This is a genomic window from Brucella pituitosa, from assembly GCF_003049685.1.
GTDB classification, from domain to species: domain Bacteria; phylum Pseudomonadota; class Alphaproteobacteria; order Rhizobiales; family Rhizobiaceae; genus Brucella; species Brucella pituitosa.
This window is the reverse complement of record NZ_PYSY02000002.1, coordinates 99,704-117,990: the sequence shown is the minus strand read 5'-3', so window position 1 is coordinate 117,990 and position 18,287 is coordinate 99,704. Positions and strand designations below refer to the sequence as shown.

The following is an 18,287-nucleotide window of genomic DNA, read 5'->3' as shown; positions in this document are numbered from 1 at the left end:
AGGCATTAGAGCGCATCCCGAAAAGTGTGATACGGTTTTCGGACAAAGATGCGCGTTAAAACAAATATTGAGAGCGCCGATCTGATCCAATCAGATCGAAACGCGCTCTAAAAACAGGCAGACTGGTTCAAAAAGGTAAATGCCAACATTCAAGCCGCGAAGTACGGACGACGGAAAAATTCGCAGGAAATGGTGGGACTGCTACGTGTTTTGAATCTTCGTCACGGGATTATTTTCGCCAAGCGCACGTTTAACGGCAGCGCGCGCCGAAGCGAGGTCGGGCATGACCCAGTTTGGCTCGCTACCAAGAAACTTATCAAGAAATGCTATCGCATAGCCCGGCATTTCCGAGACGTTTTCCTTGTAAGACCACCACGTTCGCAATTCATCGGCGCATTGGTCGATATCTGGAACCGTGCCGAATTCCTGCTCCTGCACAGCAGCAATCGCGCAGATACAGTAGTTTGTGTAAAGAAAACCTTCTGGCCAGAAGCTGACGATTTCGTAAAGACGCGCAGCATCGTCAGACGCGTGCTTTGGTGGTGAAACGACCTTCGCAGGCGACAAACGGATCAGCTCTCGCAACACAAGACCTGCGGCAAAGGTGATGAAGTCTTTGCGGTCCACTTTGGCAAAACGCTTGTTCTGATCAACGAGCTCTACCCAGTTCAAGAAGGCTTCTGTGAGCTTCTTTTCGTCAATCTCATATTCGACGCCATAAAGCTCATGCAGCAAGCTCGCATGTTTACGGAACGTCGCCCTGAACCAACGCAGCTGGCGCAACCGATGGCGCAAATCTGGCATCGATGCCATTTGTTCTCTGAGTAGCAAGTCCATGTTGCGAGCGGCCTCCCGTTTGTAAATGACATTATGCGAAACCGATTGAAAAGTCAGGTGTCATTCGCTCTCACTTATCGAAAAAATTATACATATTGACATTCAAGAAGACAAATGTTCTCTAATTGACGAAAGGTGAGCTTGAGTAATATCCGGCTCACCCTTCGTGGGAGGAGAACAAAATGGCTATCTGGCAATGGGCTTTGCTGGCGCTCGCCTTGCTTTGGGGCTTTCAGTCTCTGGGCGTTTGGTTTCAGATGCGCCACTATTCCGATGTGATGAAAGGTATCACCTCGAAATATTCTGACGGCTTTGTCGGCGCGGGCCATGTGCGAGGCCGCTTCGGCAGAGGCGTCATTGTGTTGCTCGTCGTCGATCGCAATTTGGTGGTGCGCCGCTTCCTGCAAATGAGCGGTCGGACGGTTTTTGCAAAATTCAGCCGCCGCGAAGGCTTCGAGGGAATGCGCCTCAGCGAATTGCAGAACAATCCCACGATCATAGAAGGCACGCCTGAAGTGGTGGCTGCTGCCACGCAGGCGATCGAACAGATCGGCCGCATAAGAGATCAGTCCGATGGGCTCGAACTCGAAGGTCTGAAGGCAGTGGGAGCATAGGAGTTGCTTGCCTGAAACAAGCAATCGAGGAGGAGTAATGTCGATAGTGACGATGTTGGCACAACATGCCGACGTAACAATGCAATCTATACATATGGCTGGCAGCATGATTTCCGATGCGGCCCTGCATGGCAAGCATGCCGCAGAGCACGCGGGAAATGATCTTCTGCAGCTTGCACAAGCAACAACTACCGCGCCTGCCGATGCCGGCAGCAGCGGAATTACCGTTGATCAGTTCAAGGAACGCCTTCAAAACGTCCAGCAGGAAGAACAGCTCGGCTGGCTTGCCTCGATCGGCAAGCACTTCATTGGCGTTTTCCAGAAGGGCGGCGAAGTTTTTGCAGGGTTTGTAACTGGCATTATCCCGACACTCGTCGTGCTGATGACTGCGTTCTATGCCGTAACCGAATTGGTCGGCGAAAAGCGCGTCCATGGCCTCGCACGCAGCGCTGGACGTATCGCGCTCACCCGTTATACGGTTCTGCCGGTTCTTGCGGTCTTCTTCCTGACCAACCCGATGGCTTATACATTTGGTTCGTTCCTCGACGAGAAATACAAGCCCGCTTTCTATGACGCGGCTGTTTCCTATGTCCATCCGCCGCTGGGTCTCTTCCCGCACATCAATCCGGGCGAATATTTCGTCTGGGGTGGCATTCTCGTCGCACTTCTTGAACTGGAAAAGAAGGGCGCAGTTCCAACGGGTTATCACATCAACGTGGCAATCTGGTACGCAATCGTGGGTCTCGTCGTGATCCTCCTTAAAGGCATGCTCACTGAACGCATCACCGCCATCATGGCGCGGCGTCAGGGCATTGAGCTTTAAGCGGGAATTGGGGAGGACGACATGGTAAAGACCTATAAGGCAGTTAAGATTTCCCGCGGCTCCAACGGCTGGGGCGGCCCGCTTGTTATTCAACCGACTGAGCAGCGCAGCAAAGTTGTATCCGTCACGGGCGGCGGCATTCATCCGCTTGCGCGCCAGATCGCTGAACTCACTGGCGCAGAAGCCGTTGATGGCTTTCGCTCACCACCGATTGAAAGCGAAATGGCAGTCGTGGTTGTCGATTGCGGCGGTACTGCCCGTTGCGGCGTCTATCCGCGCAAGCGCATTCCAACAGTAAACATCACACCAGTTGGGCAGTCCGGACCACTGGCACAATTCATTACGGAAGACATCTATGTGTCGGGTGTGAAGCCGGAAAACATCGTTCCGGCTGACGGCTCGGCCGCCGCAGCTCCTGCTGCAGCAACCGCAGAAGAAGAAACGCCTGCTCCGGTAGAACTGCCAAGCGAAGGCGGTATTGTCGGATTTATCAGCAGTATCGGCCGTGTCATGGGCCGTGTCGTTGGTATTTTCTTCCAGGCCGGACGTCGCACGATCGATCAGGTCATTCGTAACGTCTTGCCGTTCATGGCATTCGTGACGATGCTGATCGGCCTGATCCTCTATACAGGCATTGGCGACATTCTCGCTCAGCCGCTTGGACCGCTAGCCAATAACATTGTCGGCTTGCTGGTGCTTTCGGCAATTTGCGGCTTGCCGTTCCTGTCGCCGATTCTCGGACCGGGTGCAGTTATCGCGCAGGTCGTCGGCGTGGCAATCATCGGACCGCAGATCGCCAACGGCACCATCGCTCCAGCCATGGCCCTGCCTGCGCTATTTGCCTACAACACACAGGTCGGTTGCGACTTCGTTCCGGTTGGTCTGGCGCTAGGTGAAGCTAAACCCAAGACAATCGAAATTGGTGTTCCTGCTGTTCTGATCAGCCGTCAGATCATGGGTCCTCTGTCGGTTCTGATCGCCTGGGTAGTCAGCCTCGCAGTGCTTTAAAACTCTCAGCCTGCCGCAGCAAAAGCGGCGGCAGGTAATCTCCCAAACATGTGCAATAACAATGCTCCCCGATCAATTTTCCTGAGCATCGAACGACCATATCAAGAAAGGACCGCCTCTATGTCGATACATCTGAAAACGCGGATTACCGCGATCGGCCCGGAAGTTGCGGATCTCGCCGAAGGCGGCGTTCTCATTCTGTTTGCAGATGGGTCTCCACCCGAACTCGCAGAAGTATCCGTAATGCATGCCGTGGAAGAAGGACCTGAAGCCTCCGCACCTGCTGTCGGAGCCCGCATCACCATCGGTTCACTCAACGCAGAAATCACTGCTGTCGGCGATAGCGCCTGGCAAAAAGTACGCGAAATCGGTCACGTCGTTATTTCGTTTACGGGCGCACAGTCTACAGACCGCCCGGGCGAAATTTGCGCAACTGAAATAGCCGGTGAAGAGCTTGTTTCTGCCCTGAAAGAAGGCCAGATTATCATTATTGGCGGCTAAAAATCGTCAAATCTGCCGTCAGAATTACGTGTTAAAACAGATGATTGGAACAGTTTCCGGCAAACAAGATGTCGGAATGTTTCAGATGTCGCTTTGAGGCTTACATAAATGGAACGCTCGACCATTGTCCGGGTGCATGAAGGGCTGCATGCACGCCCAGCCACCCGCTTCGTTAAACTGGCCAAAGGTTTTGAAAGCGACATCGAAATCGCCAAGGCCGGAAAAAGCGTAAGTGCCAAAAGCTCCGTCAAACTGATGCTTCTTGGCGTTAAAGAGCTTGACGAAGTCACAGTGCGCGCCGATGGAGCTGATGCCATTGAAGCAATCGAAGCGCTGATCGGATATCTTGAAAACCCACAGGCTGGCCTTGAAGAAAGCAATGTTGAGACACCTTCAATCCCGGCACCAGACACCGAACCCAAAACTGCGCCAGTCGCTCAAGCAGCAACAATCGCGAAGCTACCCGATGGACAAATAAAGGGCGTCGGCGCAAGCGAAGGCATTTCTTTAGGCACGGCATTTCCATTCTTCCCCGAAGAAATCAAGCCGCTCGGTCGGAAGCTTGCAGCTTCTGAAATTGACGCAGAAATTGCCCATTTCAAATCGGCAATCGCAACCGTGCAACAACGCATGGATGAATCGCTCGCCACCGGAAACCTTGCGGATACAGATCGCGGCATTATTGCTGCATTAAAAGATATTGCGGCTGATGACAGCCTGACAGAAGAAGCTATCTCGCTTATTCGCGGGGGCATGGATGCAATTTCAGCAATGCTGGGAGCAGCATCCACAGTTGCCGGGCAGTTTGCGGCACTTGACGACCCTTATCTCAATGCACGCGCAGACGATGTGCATGCCGTCAGCCGACAAATTTGCCTTGCCCTTCTGGGCAAAGAAGACATTAATCTGGAAGGTTTGCCCGCAGGGTCCGTACTTATCGCCGACGACATTGGTGCTTGGGATTTAGCAAGAGCTCCGCTCAAGAAAATCAAAGGCGTCGTCTGCGGACATGGCGGCGCCACATCGCATGTTGCGATCATCGCCCGCACGCATGGCATACCTGCCGTCCTGGGACTTGGAAGCGCTGTTCAACAGCTTAAAAACGCTAAAATCGTTGCTGTTGATGGTAGTAGCGGCATCGTCCATTCTGACCCGGATGCGGCCACCTGCAACGAAATCGAAACACGCATTGCTGCTGCGTTGCAGGAAAAGCAGGCACTTGATGCTTACCGCTCGATAATTCCTCGACGCGCCGACGGAACCATTATCGAAGTTGCGGCCAATATGGGTGCGCTTGAAGAGATCGACGTCGCGCTCGAAGCCGGCGCCATGGGTGTTGGTCTTTTCCGTACTGAGCTTCTCTTCATGAAGCACATTCATCTGCCGTCCGAAGATATGCAGACCGAAACCTATTCAGCACTTCTCAAAGCATTTGCACCACATTCGGTTATTGTCCGAACGCTCGATATCGGTGGCGACAAGCCCATTGCGGGCATCGAGTTTCCCGAGGAAGAAAACCCGTTCCTTGGCTGGCGCGGCATTCGCATGTGTCTGGATCGTTTGGATGTATTCAAGCCGCAGTTGCGCGCCTTGTTGCGCTCAGCTGTCAACGGCAATCTCAAGGTGATGTTGCCGATGGTCTCGGATGTCGAAGAAATTCGCGCAACCAAACGACTGATCGCAGAATGCATCAGCGAACTTAAAAGCGAAGATAAAGCTTTCGCCGAGTTCGACCTTGGCGTGATGATCGAGACGCCGGCGGCGGTTTTTGCAGCCCGCGAACTTGCAAAAGAAGCGGCTTTCTTCTCCATCGGCACCAACGATCTCACGCAATATGTGATGGCCGCAGATCGGCTCAATCCGACTGTTGCAAAGCTCAACGATGTAAGCCATCCGGCTGTAATGGCAGCAATTGAGATGACCGCAAAGGCGGGCACTGAAGCAGGCATCATGGTGGGCATGTGCGGAGAAGCCGCAGGTAAGCCGGAACTTATTGGAGAGTTTCTGCGCATGGGGCTGACGGAACTCAGCATGAGCCCGGCTTCAATTCCGCGTGCAAAAAAGACGATCACGGATATGTTGGGAAACTAGGGCGTCGCCTAATATGCTTTTACATTAAGCCCGGATATTGTAGCGCATCCCGAAAAGTGTAAAGCGGTTTTCGGATAAGATACGCGTCAAACAAACAGTTAGAGCACCGATCTGATTGAATCAGATCGGTGCTCTAACATCCGGGTTTTTCTTTATGGCAGGTGGGCGATAAAAGTCTGGAACAGATTTTCGAGCTGCGACTGATCCCGATCTTCAGCAGCCTGCATCAGACGCTCATGCCGTGCATCCAAAGCCAGAATGGCACTCTCGAGCGGGTCAACTCCCTCCAGATCGCCAGCTTTGGCTGTCGCCAGTCCGCACGCCAGGCCAACAGCAGCGAAACACATCGTTTCGAATTTACGCAAAGCCTGCGGATCACAATGGCCATCAAGTGAGATAAAACGAACCGGCTTTTCCGCAAGAAGCTCGAGAAACATGGCCGCGATGGCCTTGGCAGTTTCATTGATTTTTTTGTCACCCGCTTCTGCAGCGAACACGCCCTTCAACAAAGCCCCATGCTTGCGCATTACTTTTGCATGCACCGTGACGAACACAGCCTCCTGGATCAACACATTCTGCAGCTGGTTGCGACGAAGTACCTCCTTCGTCAGATAATACATATCCTTGCGGAACGCGCGCGCACCCTCAGCTCCAGCGCCAAAATAGACCGACAAGCTTCTCACATGCGGCGCACTGTTATGAACATTCGGGTTCGATGAAATCAGCGAAATGGAGATTGTTTCAGCCGTCGTCAGTGCCTTGTCCATCATGCTCGCGGCATGTCCCAGCAGCAGTTCCGGTGACACGATTTCACCCGGACGCGAAGAGGCCTGTTCGCCCTGCAAACTTTCATGACGATTGCGACGAATCATGTATCGAACCTCGCGCAAACGGTCCTTCAGATTGACTGCAATTTCTTCCGAAAGAATGCGTAGCATGTTCATTTTCCTTAACCGAAGCGCCACCGGAACAGCCTGGACAGAGCACATGAATTATTGTTTGCCTTCACGTGGAAAAGCAATAGGTTCGCTTTAAGAGTATCACTTCTATAAAGCAGTATTGCGCCAATAATTTGAGGGATTATTTTGAAAAAAGCTGGCAAGAAGACGCAAAAGAATCCGGAGACAGCTGACCTCATCATTGGATCGGAAGGCGTTGCCGCCGAAAACCGCACGAGCCGGTTGAGAACGCGTGCCGCGTGGATGTATTACGTCGAACAAATGACTCAGAATGACATCGCAGAAGCGCTCGGTGTCGGCCGTGTCACAATCGTGCGCCTTCTTGCTGATGCCCGTGCTCGCAATGAAGTAAAAATTACCATCGAAGGCAAGCTGGCAAGTCTAACTGCACTCGAAGTAGAGCTTGAAAAGACCTTTGGTCTGGAACGGGCGATTGTCGCGCCGCTCTCGTCATCCGACATTGATCCAATTCCGCCGATCAGTGCAGCAACAGGCGCCTATCTGTCGGAAAAGGTGCAGCACGGCATGACGATTGGCGTCGGCTGGGGGCGTACTCTTTCCAGCACGCTTCAACATATCGGTGCGCGCCCGCTCAATGACTTGAAAGTCATCTCCCTGCTCGGCGGCATCGTGCAGCCACGTCGTTCAAATCCGCCGGAATTTGCGTGGCAGTTTGCACAGATTTTTCAGGGTGAAGGTTATCTGATCCCCGCCCCTGCGTTGGTTGATAGCAAGGAAACGCGGATCGCTCTTATCGAACGTTGTGGATTGAATACCGTACTGGATATGGCCGAAGAACTGGACATGGTTCTGCTCAGCGTCGGTGATATTCAGACGGCCAGCAGCACGTCTTATCGTGTGGGCCTCATTGATGAGCAGCAGAAAATATCGCTCATCGAAAATGGTGCCGTCGGCGACGTGCTGTTCCACTTCTATGATATCAACGGCAAGATCGTCGATGATCCGGTGCATGATCGTGTCATGTCAGCCAAGATCGAGAGCCTTCAGAAAACGCCTCAGCGCATTTTGACATCCGGCGGCAAAGAGAAGATTGCCGCCCTGCTTGGCGCAATCGAGCTCCTGAAACCCACCGTTCTCATCACCGATGAAGAAAGTGCGGCACAGATGCTGAAAGACAGGGCTTAATAAGGCTAAAACCAAAAAGCACATCGTCGCAAAACGATGTGCTTTTTAAATTGCTTTAGGCTGGTGTTAATTGGCAGCGGCGGCGCATTCTTTGAGAATTTGCAACACCGCAGCCCGCTCTTCAATTTGTGGCATATGTCCACAACCTGCGAAAATGTGGACTCCCACCTTCCCCGGCAACCCATGGGCTTGAGACGCGGGAATGACCCGATCTTCGGCACCGAAGATGAGCCGTACCGGCATTGCAAGCGAGGCAATGCTTGAACGAACCTCAAAAGTCTGTGTGCCATCCGCAAAAAGCCGATGACCAATCGCTTCCTGCGTATCGCGCAGTTCTGTATCAGCAGCCTGAGCAACCGTTGCATTGATGAACGGCTTCGTCAGATGGCTCTCATCGGCAACGAGCAGTTTCAACCAGGGAACGATGCTGGCTTCGCTTTTCGCGCCGACAAGACCCTTTATGAACGCACCATTGACCTGCGGTCCTAAGCCACCCGAAGAAATAAGCAGCAGGGAACGCACATCGACAACGCCACGCGCAGCGGTGACTGTGGCGACGGCTCCACCAAGCGAGTGACCGACCAACAGGCACGATGTCACACCGAAAGCAGAAAGCGTCGCTTCAACGGCAGCGGCAATGTCATCGATGCTTTCAGGAACGACACGTGGTGAATTGCCGTGTCCCGGAAGATCAAGCGCCAGTATCGGGTGGCCAAGCGATGCCCCGGCAAACAAGCCACGCCATGAGTTGAGGTCCGCGGCAAAGCCGTGGATCAGCACAATCGGCAACCGATCGGCCTCGCCCTCACGCAACCAGACTGCATTAAGCTGTTCGGGCGCAGATGGTTCAGCATTTTTAATCGCAGGCGATTTAGCCGATACCGCAATATCGCCTTCAACATCCTTTTTCTGCACGCGACCCTTCGGACCTGAGCCCTGAATGCTGGTCAGATCAATGCCTGCTTCACGTGCAAGCCGACGTGCAAGCGGTGTTGCCCGCACATCATCTGCTGAACCATTTTTATCGTCCTGGGAGGATTTTGGTTCAACCGGTTTTGGTGCTACCGTCTCAATGATAGTTTCGACGGGCGCAGCAGCAATTGGCTCTTCAACGACGGGCGGTGACTTGGCATTACGCTCTTCACCTTCGTCGTAAATCCAGGCGACTGTCTGCCCAACCGGGACAACGGCGCCTTCTGCGGCACTGATATCCGCAATGATGCCTGATGCCGGAGCGTCGACTTCCATCGCCGCCTTGTCAGTCTCAATTTCAAAGAGAAGCTGGCCCTTCGTGACGGTATCGCCATCCTTGGCATACCAGCGCGAAATCTGCCCCGTCTCCATATCCATATCGACCTTGGGGAGAATGACTTCCACAGCCATGGTCAGCGCACTCCTTTGGCCAGATCACGAGCGCTTTTCAGGATATCAGGCACCTGCGGAACGGTCGCGCGTTCAAGATCAGGATTATAAGGAATTGGCGTTTCAGCTCCGCCCAGACGCACAATCGGTGCATCGAGGTAATCAAAAGCATCGCTTTCCGCGACGATTGCGGAGATTTCAGCACCGATGCCAAGGGTCTTGACCGCTTCATAAACGCAGAGGAGCTTGGACGTCTTCTTGACGCTTTTAATGATGGTTTCGCGATCAATCGGACGCACGGTGCGCAGATCGATCACTTCAACATCAATGCCTTCCTTGGCAAGTTCAGCGGCAGCATCAAGAGCTTTATGCACCATGATTGCGGTTGCAACGATGGTCAGATCGCGACCCTCGCGAACCACTTCCGCCTTGCCGATTGGCACGGTGTAGAAGCCTTCAGGAACCGGACCTTTGGTCTTGTAAAGCAGCTTGTGCTCGAAAATCATAACCGGATCAGGATCTTCAACGGCTGCAAGCAACATGCCCTTGGCATCATAAGGTGTCGAGGGCTGCAAAACCTTGAGACCCGGAACATGGCCAAGCCAAGCCTCTAAGCTCTGGCTGTGCTGTGCTGCTGCACCCGTTCCCGAACCTGCCGGAAAACGCATGACCAGAGGCACAGAAACTGCACCGCCAAGCATGTAGCGGATTTTTGCCGCCTGATTGACAATCTGCTCCATAGCAAGTGCTGCAAAGTCAGAAAACTGGAATTCGAAAATCGGACGCATGCCGGTCAGTGCTGCGCCGACCGCGACACCTGCGCCGCCCAGTTCTGAAATCGGGGTGTCCATGACACGGTCCTCGCCAAAGCGATGCACCAGATCCCCTGTCACCTGAAATGCGCCGCCATAGACGCCAATATCTTCACCCATCAGGAACACGCGGTCGTCGCGTTCCATGGCAATTGCCATTGCTTCCTGAATGGCTTGCGAATAGCTCAACTCACGGATTGTCGTGTCCATGTTCAAATATCGTCCGTGTAAACGTCGCGGGTAAGGTTGGTCAGATCAGGCGCCGGGCTGTTCTTGGCGAATTCAATCGCGTCCGCGATTTCCTTTTCCACCTCAGCGCGGATTGCCTCGATCTCGGCGTCGTTGATGAAGCCATAAGCTCTCAAATCGGCCTCAAAATGCGCGATGGGATCGCGATCATTCTGCCAATGCTCTATTTCTTCCTTGGTGCGATAGCGGTTGCGATCGCTCTTGGAATGACCACGAATGCGGTATGTTTTGTTTTCAATGAGTGTAGGCCCATCGCCGCGCCGTGCGCGTTCGGTGGCTTCATTCACAGCCTCTGCCACTTCCGACAGATTGTTGCCGTCTACGATCACGCCCGGCATGTTATAGGCCGAGGCGCGGTCAGCAACATTGGCAACTGCCGTAGAGCGCTTGGTTGAGGTGGACATGCCGTAGCCATTGTTTTCACAAATGAAAACGACCGGCAACTTCCAGACAGCGGCCATATTGAGCGCCTCGTGAAAGGCGCCTTCATTGTTCGCGCCATCGCCAAAGAACGACACGACAACCTTACCGTTTTTCTGCTTCTTTGCGGAAAGAGCCGCACCGACCGCGATCGGAATGCCGCCGCCGACAATACCGTTCGCACCGAGATTTCCCTTGGAAACATCGGCGATGTGCATCGAACCGCCACGGCCTTTGCAATAGCCGGTTTCCTTGCCGAAAAACTCCGCAAACATACGCTTCACGTCCGCACCCTTGGCGATGCAGTGACCATGACCACGATGGGTCGAGGTGATCATATCATCGTCATTAAGAGGCAGGCACGATCCCATCGCGCTTGCTTCCTGCCCGATGGAAAGATGCATTGTTCCGTGAATGAGACCACGCGTGTAGCTTTCTTCCGCGCCTTCTTCAAAGCGGCGGATAAGGTACATTTTATGCAGTGCTTCTTTCAGCTGTTCCGGCGAATAAGTGCGGAAAGCATAAGGCAAGTTGTGACGGTCGCCCGTATCCTGCGGTTCGACTTTTTTGGCTTGAACCATGATGTTTTGTCCTCACGCTCCGTAAACGAGCTTGTCCTGACGTGCGCGCAGCTCGGCAATCTTGGAGCCGGGAGCTACAGCCGCATTGTCGTAAGTGATCAGTTCGCCTTTTTTGATCGGCTTGGTCACGCTGCCACCCTGCAACAACCCGCAAGGGATCGCATGCGCGCTGCGCGCCTCGCCGGAAGTCATAATCCAAGCGCGGTAGCAATATTCGCCAATCGCATCGAGCTTTTCACCCGGCTGCATGTCCTTCTTTGCAACGGCCGCCACTTCGGCGACTGGCTTTGAAAGCGGCACCATGTCCGGCTTGCCGTAAAGAACAACGCGGGCGCAGGTGAGCGGCACTTCAAGGGAAGTCAGGTGATAAGGGCGATGGAACGTAAAATATGGACCCTTGCCCATCTTCAGATCTTCCATGCGCTCCGAAATACGCGGATGAGACATGTCGGCGACAACAAACACGCCCGGCGCAACGCCTTTGCCGATGGAATAATCTACGACGCCAACCTTCGACAGCACGCCGCCATCCTTCTCAGGGATCAGGGTTTTGTTGAGCTGGTCGAGCGTTGCAGCTGGACCGTGCATACCGGCTTTATCGGGGACAAGACCTGTGGCGTTGGCAATAGCAGCCATTTCGACCATGGTCTTTGAACCGTCGACGAATTCAACCAGCATGCGCACGTTCATATTACGGCGCGTGGCTTCTTCCATATATTGATCAGGAACCGCGTCGATATTGAGTGGATTGTTCTTGCCCTTGCCCGCGGCCACAATCGGGTGGCCCATCGCGGTCACAAACTCGATCAGCTCCATGCAGGATGACGGCTCATCGCCTGCACCAAGCGAATAGGTCACGCCAAGGCGTTCAGCTTCGGCTTTCAGATAAGCACCAATGGTGACATCAGCTTCGACATTCATCATGACAAGATGCTTGCCATGCTCCATGGCGCGCAGACCGATTTCAGCCCCCACAGCCGGAACGCCGGTTGCATCGATAACGACATCGATAAGATCGTTTTCGAGGATCAGATTGGCATTGTCGGTTACAGCAACCTTGTGCGCTTCCATCGCAGCAGTCAGGTCGGAAGCAGTCGAAACCTCGCGGCCATGGCCTTCTTCCTGAAAAGCAATATCCACGGCCTTAAGTGCATTGGGAACGCGCAGTTCAGAAATAGCGCCAACCTCGATGCCCGGCATATGCGCAACGCGTGTGACGATATCAGTGCCCATTTCGCCAGAGCCAATCAGTCCGATGCGAATTGGTCGCCCACTATCCGCCCGCGCCTGCATATCACGCGCCAAACCTGTCAACGCCACGTTGGTTGCCATCGTTTCCTCCTGAACGTCCCTGCAAAACTTTCGCAGTCTCCTCTGATGCACTATCGATTAATGAACATTTGTTTCTAAGTCAATACCAGTGTTCATTTCCTGCAACATTCAACCCCCTCGAAATGCCATCTTGTTATTCAACTTTAGTTTGCTATAGAATACAAATGTTCTGCCGTTTCGCCCAGTTCACATTTTGAAACGTCGATACGTGCGAGCTAATAATGACGTTCTGTTAGCTCGGTGCACTTTGGGAAGTGTTCCGAGGGGGAGGAGAAATAAATGGACGCATTTCTGAGCGGACTAAAAACGGCAGTCGATACGCTTGGGGCAACGGTTCTGTTGCCTATCGTAATTTTCATTATTGCAGTGGTACTTGGGGCAAAGGTTGGCAAAGCGTTCCGTGCAGCCATAACCATTGGCGTCGCTTTCATCGGTATCAATCTGGTCCTCGGCCTCATGTTCACCTCTATCGGTGAAGTGGCTCAGGCAATCGTTACCAACACTGGCATCAAGCGCGATATCGTCGATGTGGGCTGGCCTTCCGCTGCGGCCATTGCCTTTGGTTCATCCGTAGGCTTGTGGGTTATTCCAGTTGGTATTCTGGTCAACATCGCTCTTCTGCTGATGCGCTGGACGCGTACGCTGAATGTCGACGTCTGGAACTTCTGGCATTTTGCTTTCGTTGGCTCGCTGGTTGTTGCTGCAACGGATAACATCGCTTACGGCATTATTGTTGCAGCGCTCGTTGCGGCTCTGTCTCTGCTGTTTGCTGACTGGTCGGCGCGCGCTGTGCAACAGTTCTATGGTATTCCCGGTGTTTCGGTGCCACATCTGGCTTCCGCACAGATCCTGCCAATCGCGATTGTGCTGAACTGGGTCATGGATCGCATCCCCGGCATCAACAAGATCAACATCAACACCGAAACCATCGAACGTCGCTTTGGGGTTTTTGGTGAGCCGGTTGTGATGGGTCTGATCATAGGTCTCGTGCTCGGTCTTATCGCATTCTATAACGCGGGTGACTTCGGCACGGTGCTTGCTAAGGTTCTGGGCACCGGCATGACGCTGGCAGCGGTTATGCTGCTCCTGCCGCGCATGGTCAAAATCTTGATGGAAGGTCTGTTGCCGGTTTCTGATGCTGCACAGGAATTTGTACGCAAGCGCACAGGCGACCGCGAACTTCTTGTCGGCCTCGATTCGGCTATCCTTATCGGTCATCCGGCAGCGATCTCGTCGGCGCTCATTCTTGTACCGATTGCTATCATTCTATCGGTCATATTGCCGGGTAACCGCGTGATCCTGTTCGCCGATCTCGCCGTCATTCCGTTCATCGTCGCCATGACTGCACCGCTTCTGAAAGGAAACGTGTTCCGCATGGTCGTCGTTGGAACCATCACACTGGCCATTGGCTTCTATGTCGCCAATGCGCTTGCGCCATTGTTCACCAGCGCGGCTGTATCGTCGGGCTTCAAGCTACCTGAAAATGCCTTGCAGATTACTTCGGTGGTTGATGGGTTCCTGTGGGTTCCTGACATTATCATCAAAACAATCAGCTGGCTTGGTGGTACGGTTGGCGTGGCAGTCATTGCTGCTGTTATTGCGCTGCTGTTCATACTCTATCGTCGCAACACACTCGCATGGGAACGTGCGGCGGGCGCAGAGGATGAACCTGCGGAAGAAAAGACTGCCTGATATTGGCTGTCAGTTTTTCAATATAATCGAAGCCGCACGTCGATATCGACGTGCGGCCTTTTTCAAACGGAGAATGGAATGGCTGCTGGTCTGATTGATTATCTCGACCCACAAGCGATCGAGCTTCAGAGCGAAGCAAAAACCAACGAAGAGATTATCCGGATATTGGCGGGCAAGCTCGAGAAGCTGGGCTATGTAAAGCCAAGCTACGCCGATGCTGTCGTCAGCCGTGAACTGTCCATGCCAACCGGATTGCCGCTTGAGCGCGACGATAACGTTGCAGTTCCTCACACCGATCCTGAACATGTGGTCAAGGCTGGCATTGCATTCGCGACGTTGAAGTCGCCCATCCAGTTCGCCAATATGGAAGATCCGGAAGAAACTGTCCCGGTTGGATATGTGTTTCTGCTTGCCATCAATGACAAGGACAAACAGATTGAGACCTTGCAACAGATCATGGCAACCATTCAGGATGCTGATGCACTCGACAGGTTGAAGGCTGCGCGCACGCTTGAGGACGTTGAAACTGCCCTGCAATAACGACCAATCGTCTTAAGGATAACAGGTCTTTACAACTGAATTCGAGACAAGAAAAAATACGATATTTGTGCCTTACATTGAATGCACGAACACCAATTGGAGGAAACCATGGCTAAAATGAAAACGATTCTCTTCGCTTGCGGCACAGGTGTAGCAACATCTACGGCAGTGAATGCGGCCGTTACCGAAGAAATGAAAAAGCGTGGACTGACCTTCAATGCCCAACAGGCAAAAGCGACTGAAGTTCCTTCTCTTGCCGACAATGTAGATTTCATCGTCTCCACGACGCCTATTTCGGCTTCTGTTACCAAGCCCGTCATCAAGGGTCTCCCCTTCCTGACCGGCATTGGCAAAGACAAAGCTTTCGACGACATCGAAGCCGAATTGCGCAAGTAATCACAACTGATTGAAGCTATAAGAGATGCTGGCCGTGAGAGTCCGCTCCTCATCCAAATTGACGAAAAGCGCTGATTACCAGCGCTTTTATGCTTTCTGAATGAGGCCAGCACTCGGCCCGCCGTCGTTTTGTTGAGATTTTTGCAAGGGCTCAAAAACCAGAAGTCGACAAATAAAAGAAGAAAGGCCTTATTGCACCGTGCGCCGATCAGCTTTAACCAATCGCATTGTATTGACGTCTTGACCGCCGTGATCGCGTCGAGCAGAGCGATGTCGCATTGTGTGGGATCAAAAGTTGAAAATTCTGTTTGATAAAGCTGAGGCGAAGTTTGCCGACAAGGTGGTTTTAGAGCCGCTTTCGCTCGAGCTTTCACAACGGCGCATTGGCATCATCGGCCTGAACGGATCTGGGAAGTCTACCTTTTCGCGCATGGTGAATGGATTGGTTCTGCCTTCATCTGGCCGTGTCCTGACAAATGGCTATGATACTGCGGCTGACGGCGCGAAAGTACGCGCCGCTGTTGGCTATATCTTCCAGACTCCCGCAAACCAAATCGTACTACCGCTGATAAAAGACGATATTGCATTGGGCCTGCAATCGCGCGGACTCAACAAGCAGGAAATAGCCGCCGCAGTCTCAAGCGTACTTGATCGCATCGGAATTACGCATCTGGCAGAGCGCAGGGCGCACGAGCTATCCGGCGGTGAACTTCAGCTTGCCGCCCTCGCCTCAGTTCTCGTTACATCTCCAGATATTGTCATCATGGACGAGCCGACCAATCAACTCGATTTGAGAAACAGGAATATCGTAGAACGGACCATCCGCGATCTTGAAGAGAACGTTATCGTGGTCAGCCATGATCTGACACTGCTTTCAGGCTTCGACCGCGTACTGCTCTTCCATCAAGGTAAACTCGTCCAGGATGCCCCCGCTGACGAGACTATCGCCCACTATCTGGCGCTGGCATCATGAACTTCTATGAAACACAAGGGGATGGACTGGCCCACCGATTGCCGCCAGCAGTTAAGCTCATAGCCCTTTTCGGGTTGAGTGTTGTGTTGTTTAGCCTCAAATCTCCTGCAGTTCTTGGAATTTTAACCACTCTGGTCATCGCTGGCTCGCTCATCTTAAGCCGAGCCGCAGTTGCTCAATGGCTAAAATCATGGCCACTTCTGCTGACGATTGCAGTTGTCGTTATTTGGACCGCCTATGCAGACAGTCTTCAAGCGGCATCAATTGTTCTCATGCGGCTGGGCTCATTGAGCCTTTTTGCCACTCTGATTACAGCGACCACGTCAATTGGCCAGTTTATAGACACGATCACCAGAGCCGCTCGACCATTGGAGGCGATTGGTATAGGCAATGCACGTGACATCGGGTTGGCAATAGGACTGGTAATACGCTTCGTCCCTGAGGTGCACGCGCGTTACAAATCAGTAGCGGAGGCACATCGCGCACGGGGGCTGAAAATGCGGCTATCTACGGTGATCGTACCAATGGTAATTGGCACGTTGCAAAGTGCAGATGAAATTGCAAATGCCATCGATGCAAGGTGCATTCGCAATGACCAGCGTAAACAGAATTCAGTATAGACACGTAAACGCATAACCGCTTCGCCAACAATAAGCGCCAGCAAGAAGGTACAGGACGTGCAAACGAAATCTTTGGTTATGATAGCGCTGTTTACCGCAATCATTGTGGTGCTGGGCTTGATACCCCCAATTATGCTCACCTTTGTGCCTGTCCCAATTCATGCACAAAGCCTGGGAGTCTTGCTCGCTGGTGTTGTGCTTGGCGCACGCGGGGGCGCACTTTCGGTGCTGTTGCTGATCGTGCTCGTCGCAATCGGCCTGCCAGTTCTATCAGGAGGCAGAGGTGGCCTTGCTGTATTCCTCAGCCCAACAGCTGGATATCTTGTGGGCTTCTTGCCTGCAGCTTTCGCCACAGGCTGGATTTCAAATAAGGTGGCACAAAGCACAAACGGCGGTTGGAAAACTTTCGCAGGCTTTTTCTTTGCTGCCACAATAGGCGTCATCATCGACCACGCATTCGGTGTCGCCTGGCTTATTGCTTATGTGGGCCTCTCTCCATTCAGCGCCATCATCGGAGATCTTGCCTTCGTACCCGGCGATCTGCTCAAAGCTGCAATTGCAGCCTATGCTGGTCAGTTCATATTCGTTAATTTCGGAAACCGGATGCGTGAAATTTAGAGCTTACCCCGAAAAGTTCGACACGGATCCGAATAAAGCAGGCGTCCCAATGCAAAGACCGGGCGAATGGTGTGGCATCACTTCGCCCAGCGGCCTTCATATTTGAACTCTGGAGCCTTTTGAATTTCCTCCTTCGTGGAGTTCATCACAGCAGACCACTTCTTCTCATCATCGAAGTAGGTGATGTCTACAGCTTCGGGGCTGACGACGACATATTTCTCGCCGACACCCAAAAAGCCGCCCACAGACACGATATATCCCGACAGCTGGGCGTTCGAAATAATAAGATCTTTGATTTCGCCGATGTTCGTATTGTCACCGTTCAGGATATTAAGACCAACCAGATTATAACTAAGCACGTCAGTGGGCTTGGCAGTAACAAATACTTCTGTTTGCGTTTCTTCTGTCATTGTAGCAGTTTGTGCATTGGCAAATGAAATCATTGCGAGACCAACTGCGGCAGTCAGAATAATACGATGCATTATTAATTCTCCTGAACGGCATTATGACGTGGTTGTCACTATCAAAATGCGCACGGCCACATATTGGTTCCGCTAGAAATTCTCAACGGACGCCATATGCGTATGGTCGTGATAACTACATTCAACCGACTATCTGTGATGAGATTGGTTCGCTCTCTCAAACATAAAAGCCGTAACCTTACGTTACTGGAAAGAGTGACAATTCTATTCAAGTACCACCTGATATTCCGC

At 52.8% G+C, this 18,287-nt stretch carries 19 protein-coding genes; 12 read left to right on the top strand and 7 right to left on the bottom strand.

Annotated elements, in window-relative coordinates; genetic code table 11:
• Positions 1-201: 201 nt before the first annotated feature.
• On the bottom strand, positions 202-837 hold the full coding sequence (locus C9380_RS12835; protein WP_100556791.1) for a hypothetical protein: 636 nt from the start codon (positions 835-837) through the stop codon (positions 202-204).
• A 182-nt stretch (positions 838-1,019) separates the two neighbouring features.
• On the opposite strand from C9380_RS12835, the gene C9380_RS12830 reads away from it, so the two are divergent.
• The 5 genes from C9380_RS12830 (at position 1,020) to ptsP (ending at position 5,874) form a co-directional block, all read left to right on the top strand.
• A complete protein-coding gene (locus C9380_RS12830) occupies positions 1,020-1,451 on the top strand; it encodes a transcriptional regulator GutM (protein ID WP_111786762.1) in 432 nt (143 codons plus the stop codon).
• Positions 1,452-1,488: 37 nt separating this feature from the next.
• Positions 1,489-2,274, top strand: coding sequence for a PTS glucitol/sorbitol transporter subunit IIC (srlA, locus tag C9380_RS12825; RefSeq protein ID WP_111786763.1), 786 nt, complete (start codon positions 1,489-1,491; stop codon positions 2,272-2,274).
• A gap of 21 nt (positions 2,275-2,295) precedes the next feature.
• A complete protein-coding gene (gene srlE / locus C9380_RS12820; protein WP_105706129.1) occupies positions 2,296-3,282 on the top strand; it encodes a PTS glucitol/sorbitol transporter subunit IIB in 987 nt (328 codons plus the stop codon).
• A 120-nt stretch (positions 3,283-3,402) separates the two neighbouring features.
• On the top strand, positions 3,403-3,783 hold the full coding sequence (locus C9380_RS12815; RefSeq protein ID WP_024896478.1) for a PTS glucitol/sorbitol transporter subunit IIA: 381 nt from the start codon (positions 3,403-3,405) through the stop codon (positions 3,781-3,783).
• Between the two features lie 108 nt (positions 3,784-3,891).
• Positions 3,892-5,874: a phosphoenolpyruvate--protein phosphotransferase gene (gene ptsP, locus C9380_RS12810; protein WP_128093700.1), complete on the top strand. Its 1,983-nt coding sequence runs from the start codon at positions 3,892-3,894 to the stop codon at positions 5,872-5,874.
• Positions 5,875-6,026: 152 nt separating this feature from the next.
• Here the strand turns inward: ptsP and C9380_RS12805 are convergent, their stop codons facing one another.
• On the bottom strand, positions 6,027-6,812 hold the full coding sequence (locus C9380_RS12805; protein WP_128093699.1) for a hypothetical protein: 786 nt from the start codon (positions 6,810-6,812) through the stop codon (positions 6,027-6,029).
• 147 nt (positions 6,813-6,959) lie between these two features.
• Between C9380_RS12805 and C9380_RS12800 the strand changes: the two genes are divergently transcribed.
• Positions 6,960-7,979, top strand: coding sequence for a sugar-binding transcriptional regulator (locus tag C9380_RS12800; RefSeq protein ID WP_128093698.1), 1,020 nt, complete (start codon positions 6,960-6,962; stop codon positions 7,977-7,979).
• A gap of 66 nt (positions 7,980-8,045) precedes the next feature.
• Here C9380_RS12800 and C9380_RS12795 read toward each other — a convergent pair whose 3' ends face one another.
• The 4 genes from C9380_RS12795 to C9380_RS12780 are packed head-to-tail and all read right to left on the bottom strand — an operon-like array spanning position 8,046 to position 12,735.
• Positions 8,046-9,362: an acetoin dehydrogenase dihydrolipoyllysine-residue acetyltransferase subunit gene (locus C9380_RS12795; protein ID WP_128093697.1), complete on the bottom strand. Its 1,317-nt coding sequence runs from the start codon at positions 9,360-9,362 to the stop codon at positions 8,046-8,048.
• A gap of 2 nt (positions 9,363-9,364) precedes the next feature.
• Entirely contained in the window at positions 9,365-10,363 is a 999-nt protein-coding gene (locus C9380_RS12790) for an alpha-ketoacid dehydrogenase subunit beta (RefSeq protein WP_012093444.1), read from the bottom strand.
• Between the two features lie 2 nt (positions 10,364-10,365).
• Positions 10,366-11,403: a thiamine pyrophosphate-dependent dehydrogenase E1 component subunit alpha gene (locus tag C9380_RS12785; RefSeq protein WP_128093696.1), complete on the bottom strand. Its 1,038-nt coding sequence runs from the start codon at positions 11,401-11,403 to the stop codon at positions 10,366-10,368.
• Positions 11,404-11,415: 12 nt separating this feature from the next.
• Positions 11,416-12,735, bottom strand: a complete 1,320-nt coding sequence (locus C9380_RS12780) for an NAD(P)H-dependent oxidoreductase (protein ID WP_024896485.1) — start codon at positions 12,733-12,735, stop codon at positions 11,416-11,418.
• A 279-nt stretch (positions 12,736-13,014) separates the two neighbouring features.
• Between C9380_RS12780 and C9380_RS12775 the strand changes: the two genes are divergently transcribed.
• From C9380_RS12775 to C9380_RS12750, 6 genes are all read left to right on the top strand, one after another.
• Positions 13,015-14,427 (top strand): PTS galactitol transporter subunit IIC, encoded by a 1,413-nt coding sequence (locus C9380_RS12775; protein ID WP_024896486.1) that lies wholly within the window; start codon positions 13,015-13,017, stop codon positions 14,425-14,427.
• A gap of 78 nt (positions 14,428-14,505) precedes the next feature.
• Complete coding sequence (locus tag C9380_RS12770) at positions 14,506-14,967, top strand: PTS sugar transporter subunit IIA (protein WP_100556781.1); 462 nt, start codon at positions 14,506-14,508, stop codon at positions 14,965-14,967.
• 108 nt (positions 14,968-15,075) lie between these two features.
• Positions 15,076-15,363 carry a PTS sugar transporter subunit IIB gene (locus C9380_RS12765; RefSeq protein WP_024896488.1) on the top strand — a complete coding sequence of 96 codons (288 nt, stop codon included), beginning with the start codon at positions 15,076-15,078 and terminating at the stop codon, positions 15,361-15,363.
• A 295-nt stretch (positions 15,364-15,658) separates the two neighbouring features.
• Positions 15,659-16,336 (top strand): energy-coupling factor ABC transporter ATP-binding protein, encoded by a 678-nt coding sequence (locus C9380_RS12760; protein ID WP_100557983.1) that lies wholly within the window; start codon positions 15,659-15,661, stop codon positions 16,334-16,336.
• A complete protein-coding gene (locus C9380_RS12755) occupies positions 16,333-16,956 on the top strand; it encodes an energy-coupling factor transporter transmembrane component T family protein (protein ID WP_100556780.1) in 624 nt (207 codons plus the stop codon). Before C9380_RS12760 ends, C9380_RS12755 begins: the two co-directional genes overlap by 4 nt.
• Positions 16,957-17,013: 57 nt before the next feature.
• Positions 17,014-17,574: a biotin transporter BioY gene (locus C9380_RS12750; protein WP_024896491.1), complete on the top strand. Its 561-nt coding sequence runs from the start codon at positions 17,014-17,016 to the stop codon at positions 17,572-17,574.
• Between the two features lie 77 nt (positions 17,575-17,651).
• Here the strand turns inward: C9380_RS12750 and C9380_RS12745 are convergent, their stop codons facing one another.
• Positions 17,652-18,056 carry a PRC-barrel domain-containing protein gene (locus tag C9380_RS12745; RefSeq protein ID WP_024896492.1) on the bottom strand — a complete coding sequence of 135 codons (405 nt, stop codon included), beginning with the start codon at positions 18,054-18,056 and terminating at the stop codon, positions 17,652-17,654.
• Positions 18,057-18,287: the final 231 nt, after the last annotated feature.

Coding starts and splice junctions, on each gene's coding strand:
- srlE (WP_105706129.1), top strand. CDS start 2,296: ATGGTAAAGACCTATAAGGCAGTTAAGATTTCCCGCGGCTCCAACGGC.
- C9380_RS12745 (WP_024896492.1), bottom strand. CDS start 18,056: ATGCATCGTATTATTCTGACTGCCGCAGTTGGTCTCGCAATGATTTCA.
- C9380_RS12795 (WP_128093697.1), bottom strand. CDS start 9,362: ATGGCTGTGGAAGTCATTCTCCCCAAGGTCGATATGGATATGGAGACG.
- C9380_RS12805 (WP_128093699.1), bottom strand. CDS start 6,812: ATGCTACGCATTCTTTCGGAAGAAATTGCAGTCAATCTGAAGGACCGT.
- C9380_RS12835 (WP_100556791.1), bottom strand. CDS start 837: ATGGACTTGCTACTCAGAGAACAAATGGCATCGATGCCAGATTTGCGC.
- C9380_RS12775 (WP_024896486.1), top strand. CDS start 13,015: ATGGACGCATTTCTGAGCGGACTAAAAACGGCAGTCGATACGCTTGGG.
- C9380_RS12765 (WP_024896488.1), top strand. CDS start 15,076: ATGGCTAAAATGAAAACGATTCTCTTCGCTTGCGGCACAGGTGTAGCA.
- ptsP (WP_128093700.1), top strand. CDS start 3,892: ATGGAACGCTCGACCATTGTCCGGGTGCATGAAGGGCTGCATGCACGC.
- C9380_RS12830 (WP_111786762.1), top strand. CDS start 1,020: ATGGCTATCTGGCAATGGGCTTTGCTGGCGCTCGCCTTGCTTTGGGGC.
- C9380_RS12815 (WP_024896478.1), top strand. CDS start 3,403: ATGTCGATACATCTGAAAACGCGGATTACCGCGATCGGCCCGGAAGTT.
- srlA (WP_111786763.1), top strand. CDS start 1,489: ATGTCGATAGTGACGATGTTGGCACAACATGCCGACGTAACAATGCAA.
- C9380_RS12755 (WP_100556780.1), top strand. CDS start 16,333: ATGAACTTCTATGAAACACAAGGGGATGGACTGGCCCACCGATTGCCG.
- C9380_RS12770 (WP_100556781.1), top strand. CDS start 14,506: ATGGCTGCTGGTCTGATTGATTATCTCGACCCACAAGCGATCGAGCTT.
- C9380_RS12785 (WP_128093696.1), bottom strand. CDS start 11,403: ATGGTTCAAGCCAAAAAAGTCGAACCGCAGGATACGGGCGACCGTCAC.
- C9380_RS12780 (WP_024896485.1), bottom strand. CDS start 12,735: ATGGCAACCAACGTGGCGTTGACAGGTTTGGCGCGTGATATGCAGGCG.
- C9380_RS12790 (WP_012093444.1), bottom strand. CDS start 10,363: ATGGACACGACAATCCGTGAGTTGAGCTATTCGCAAGCCATTCAGGAA.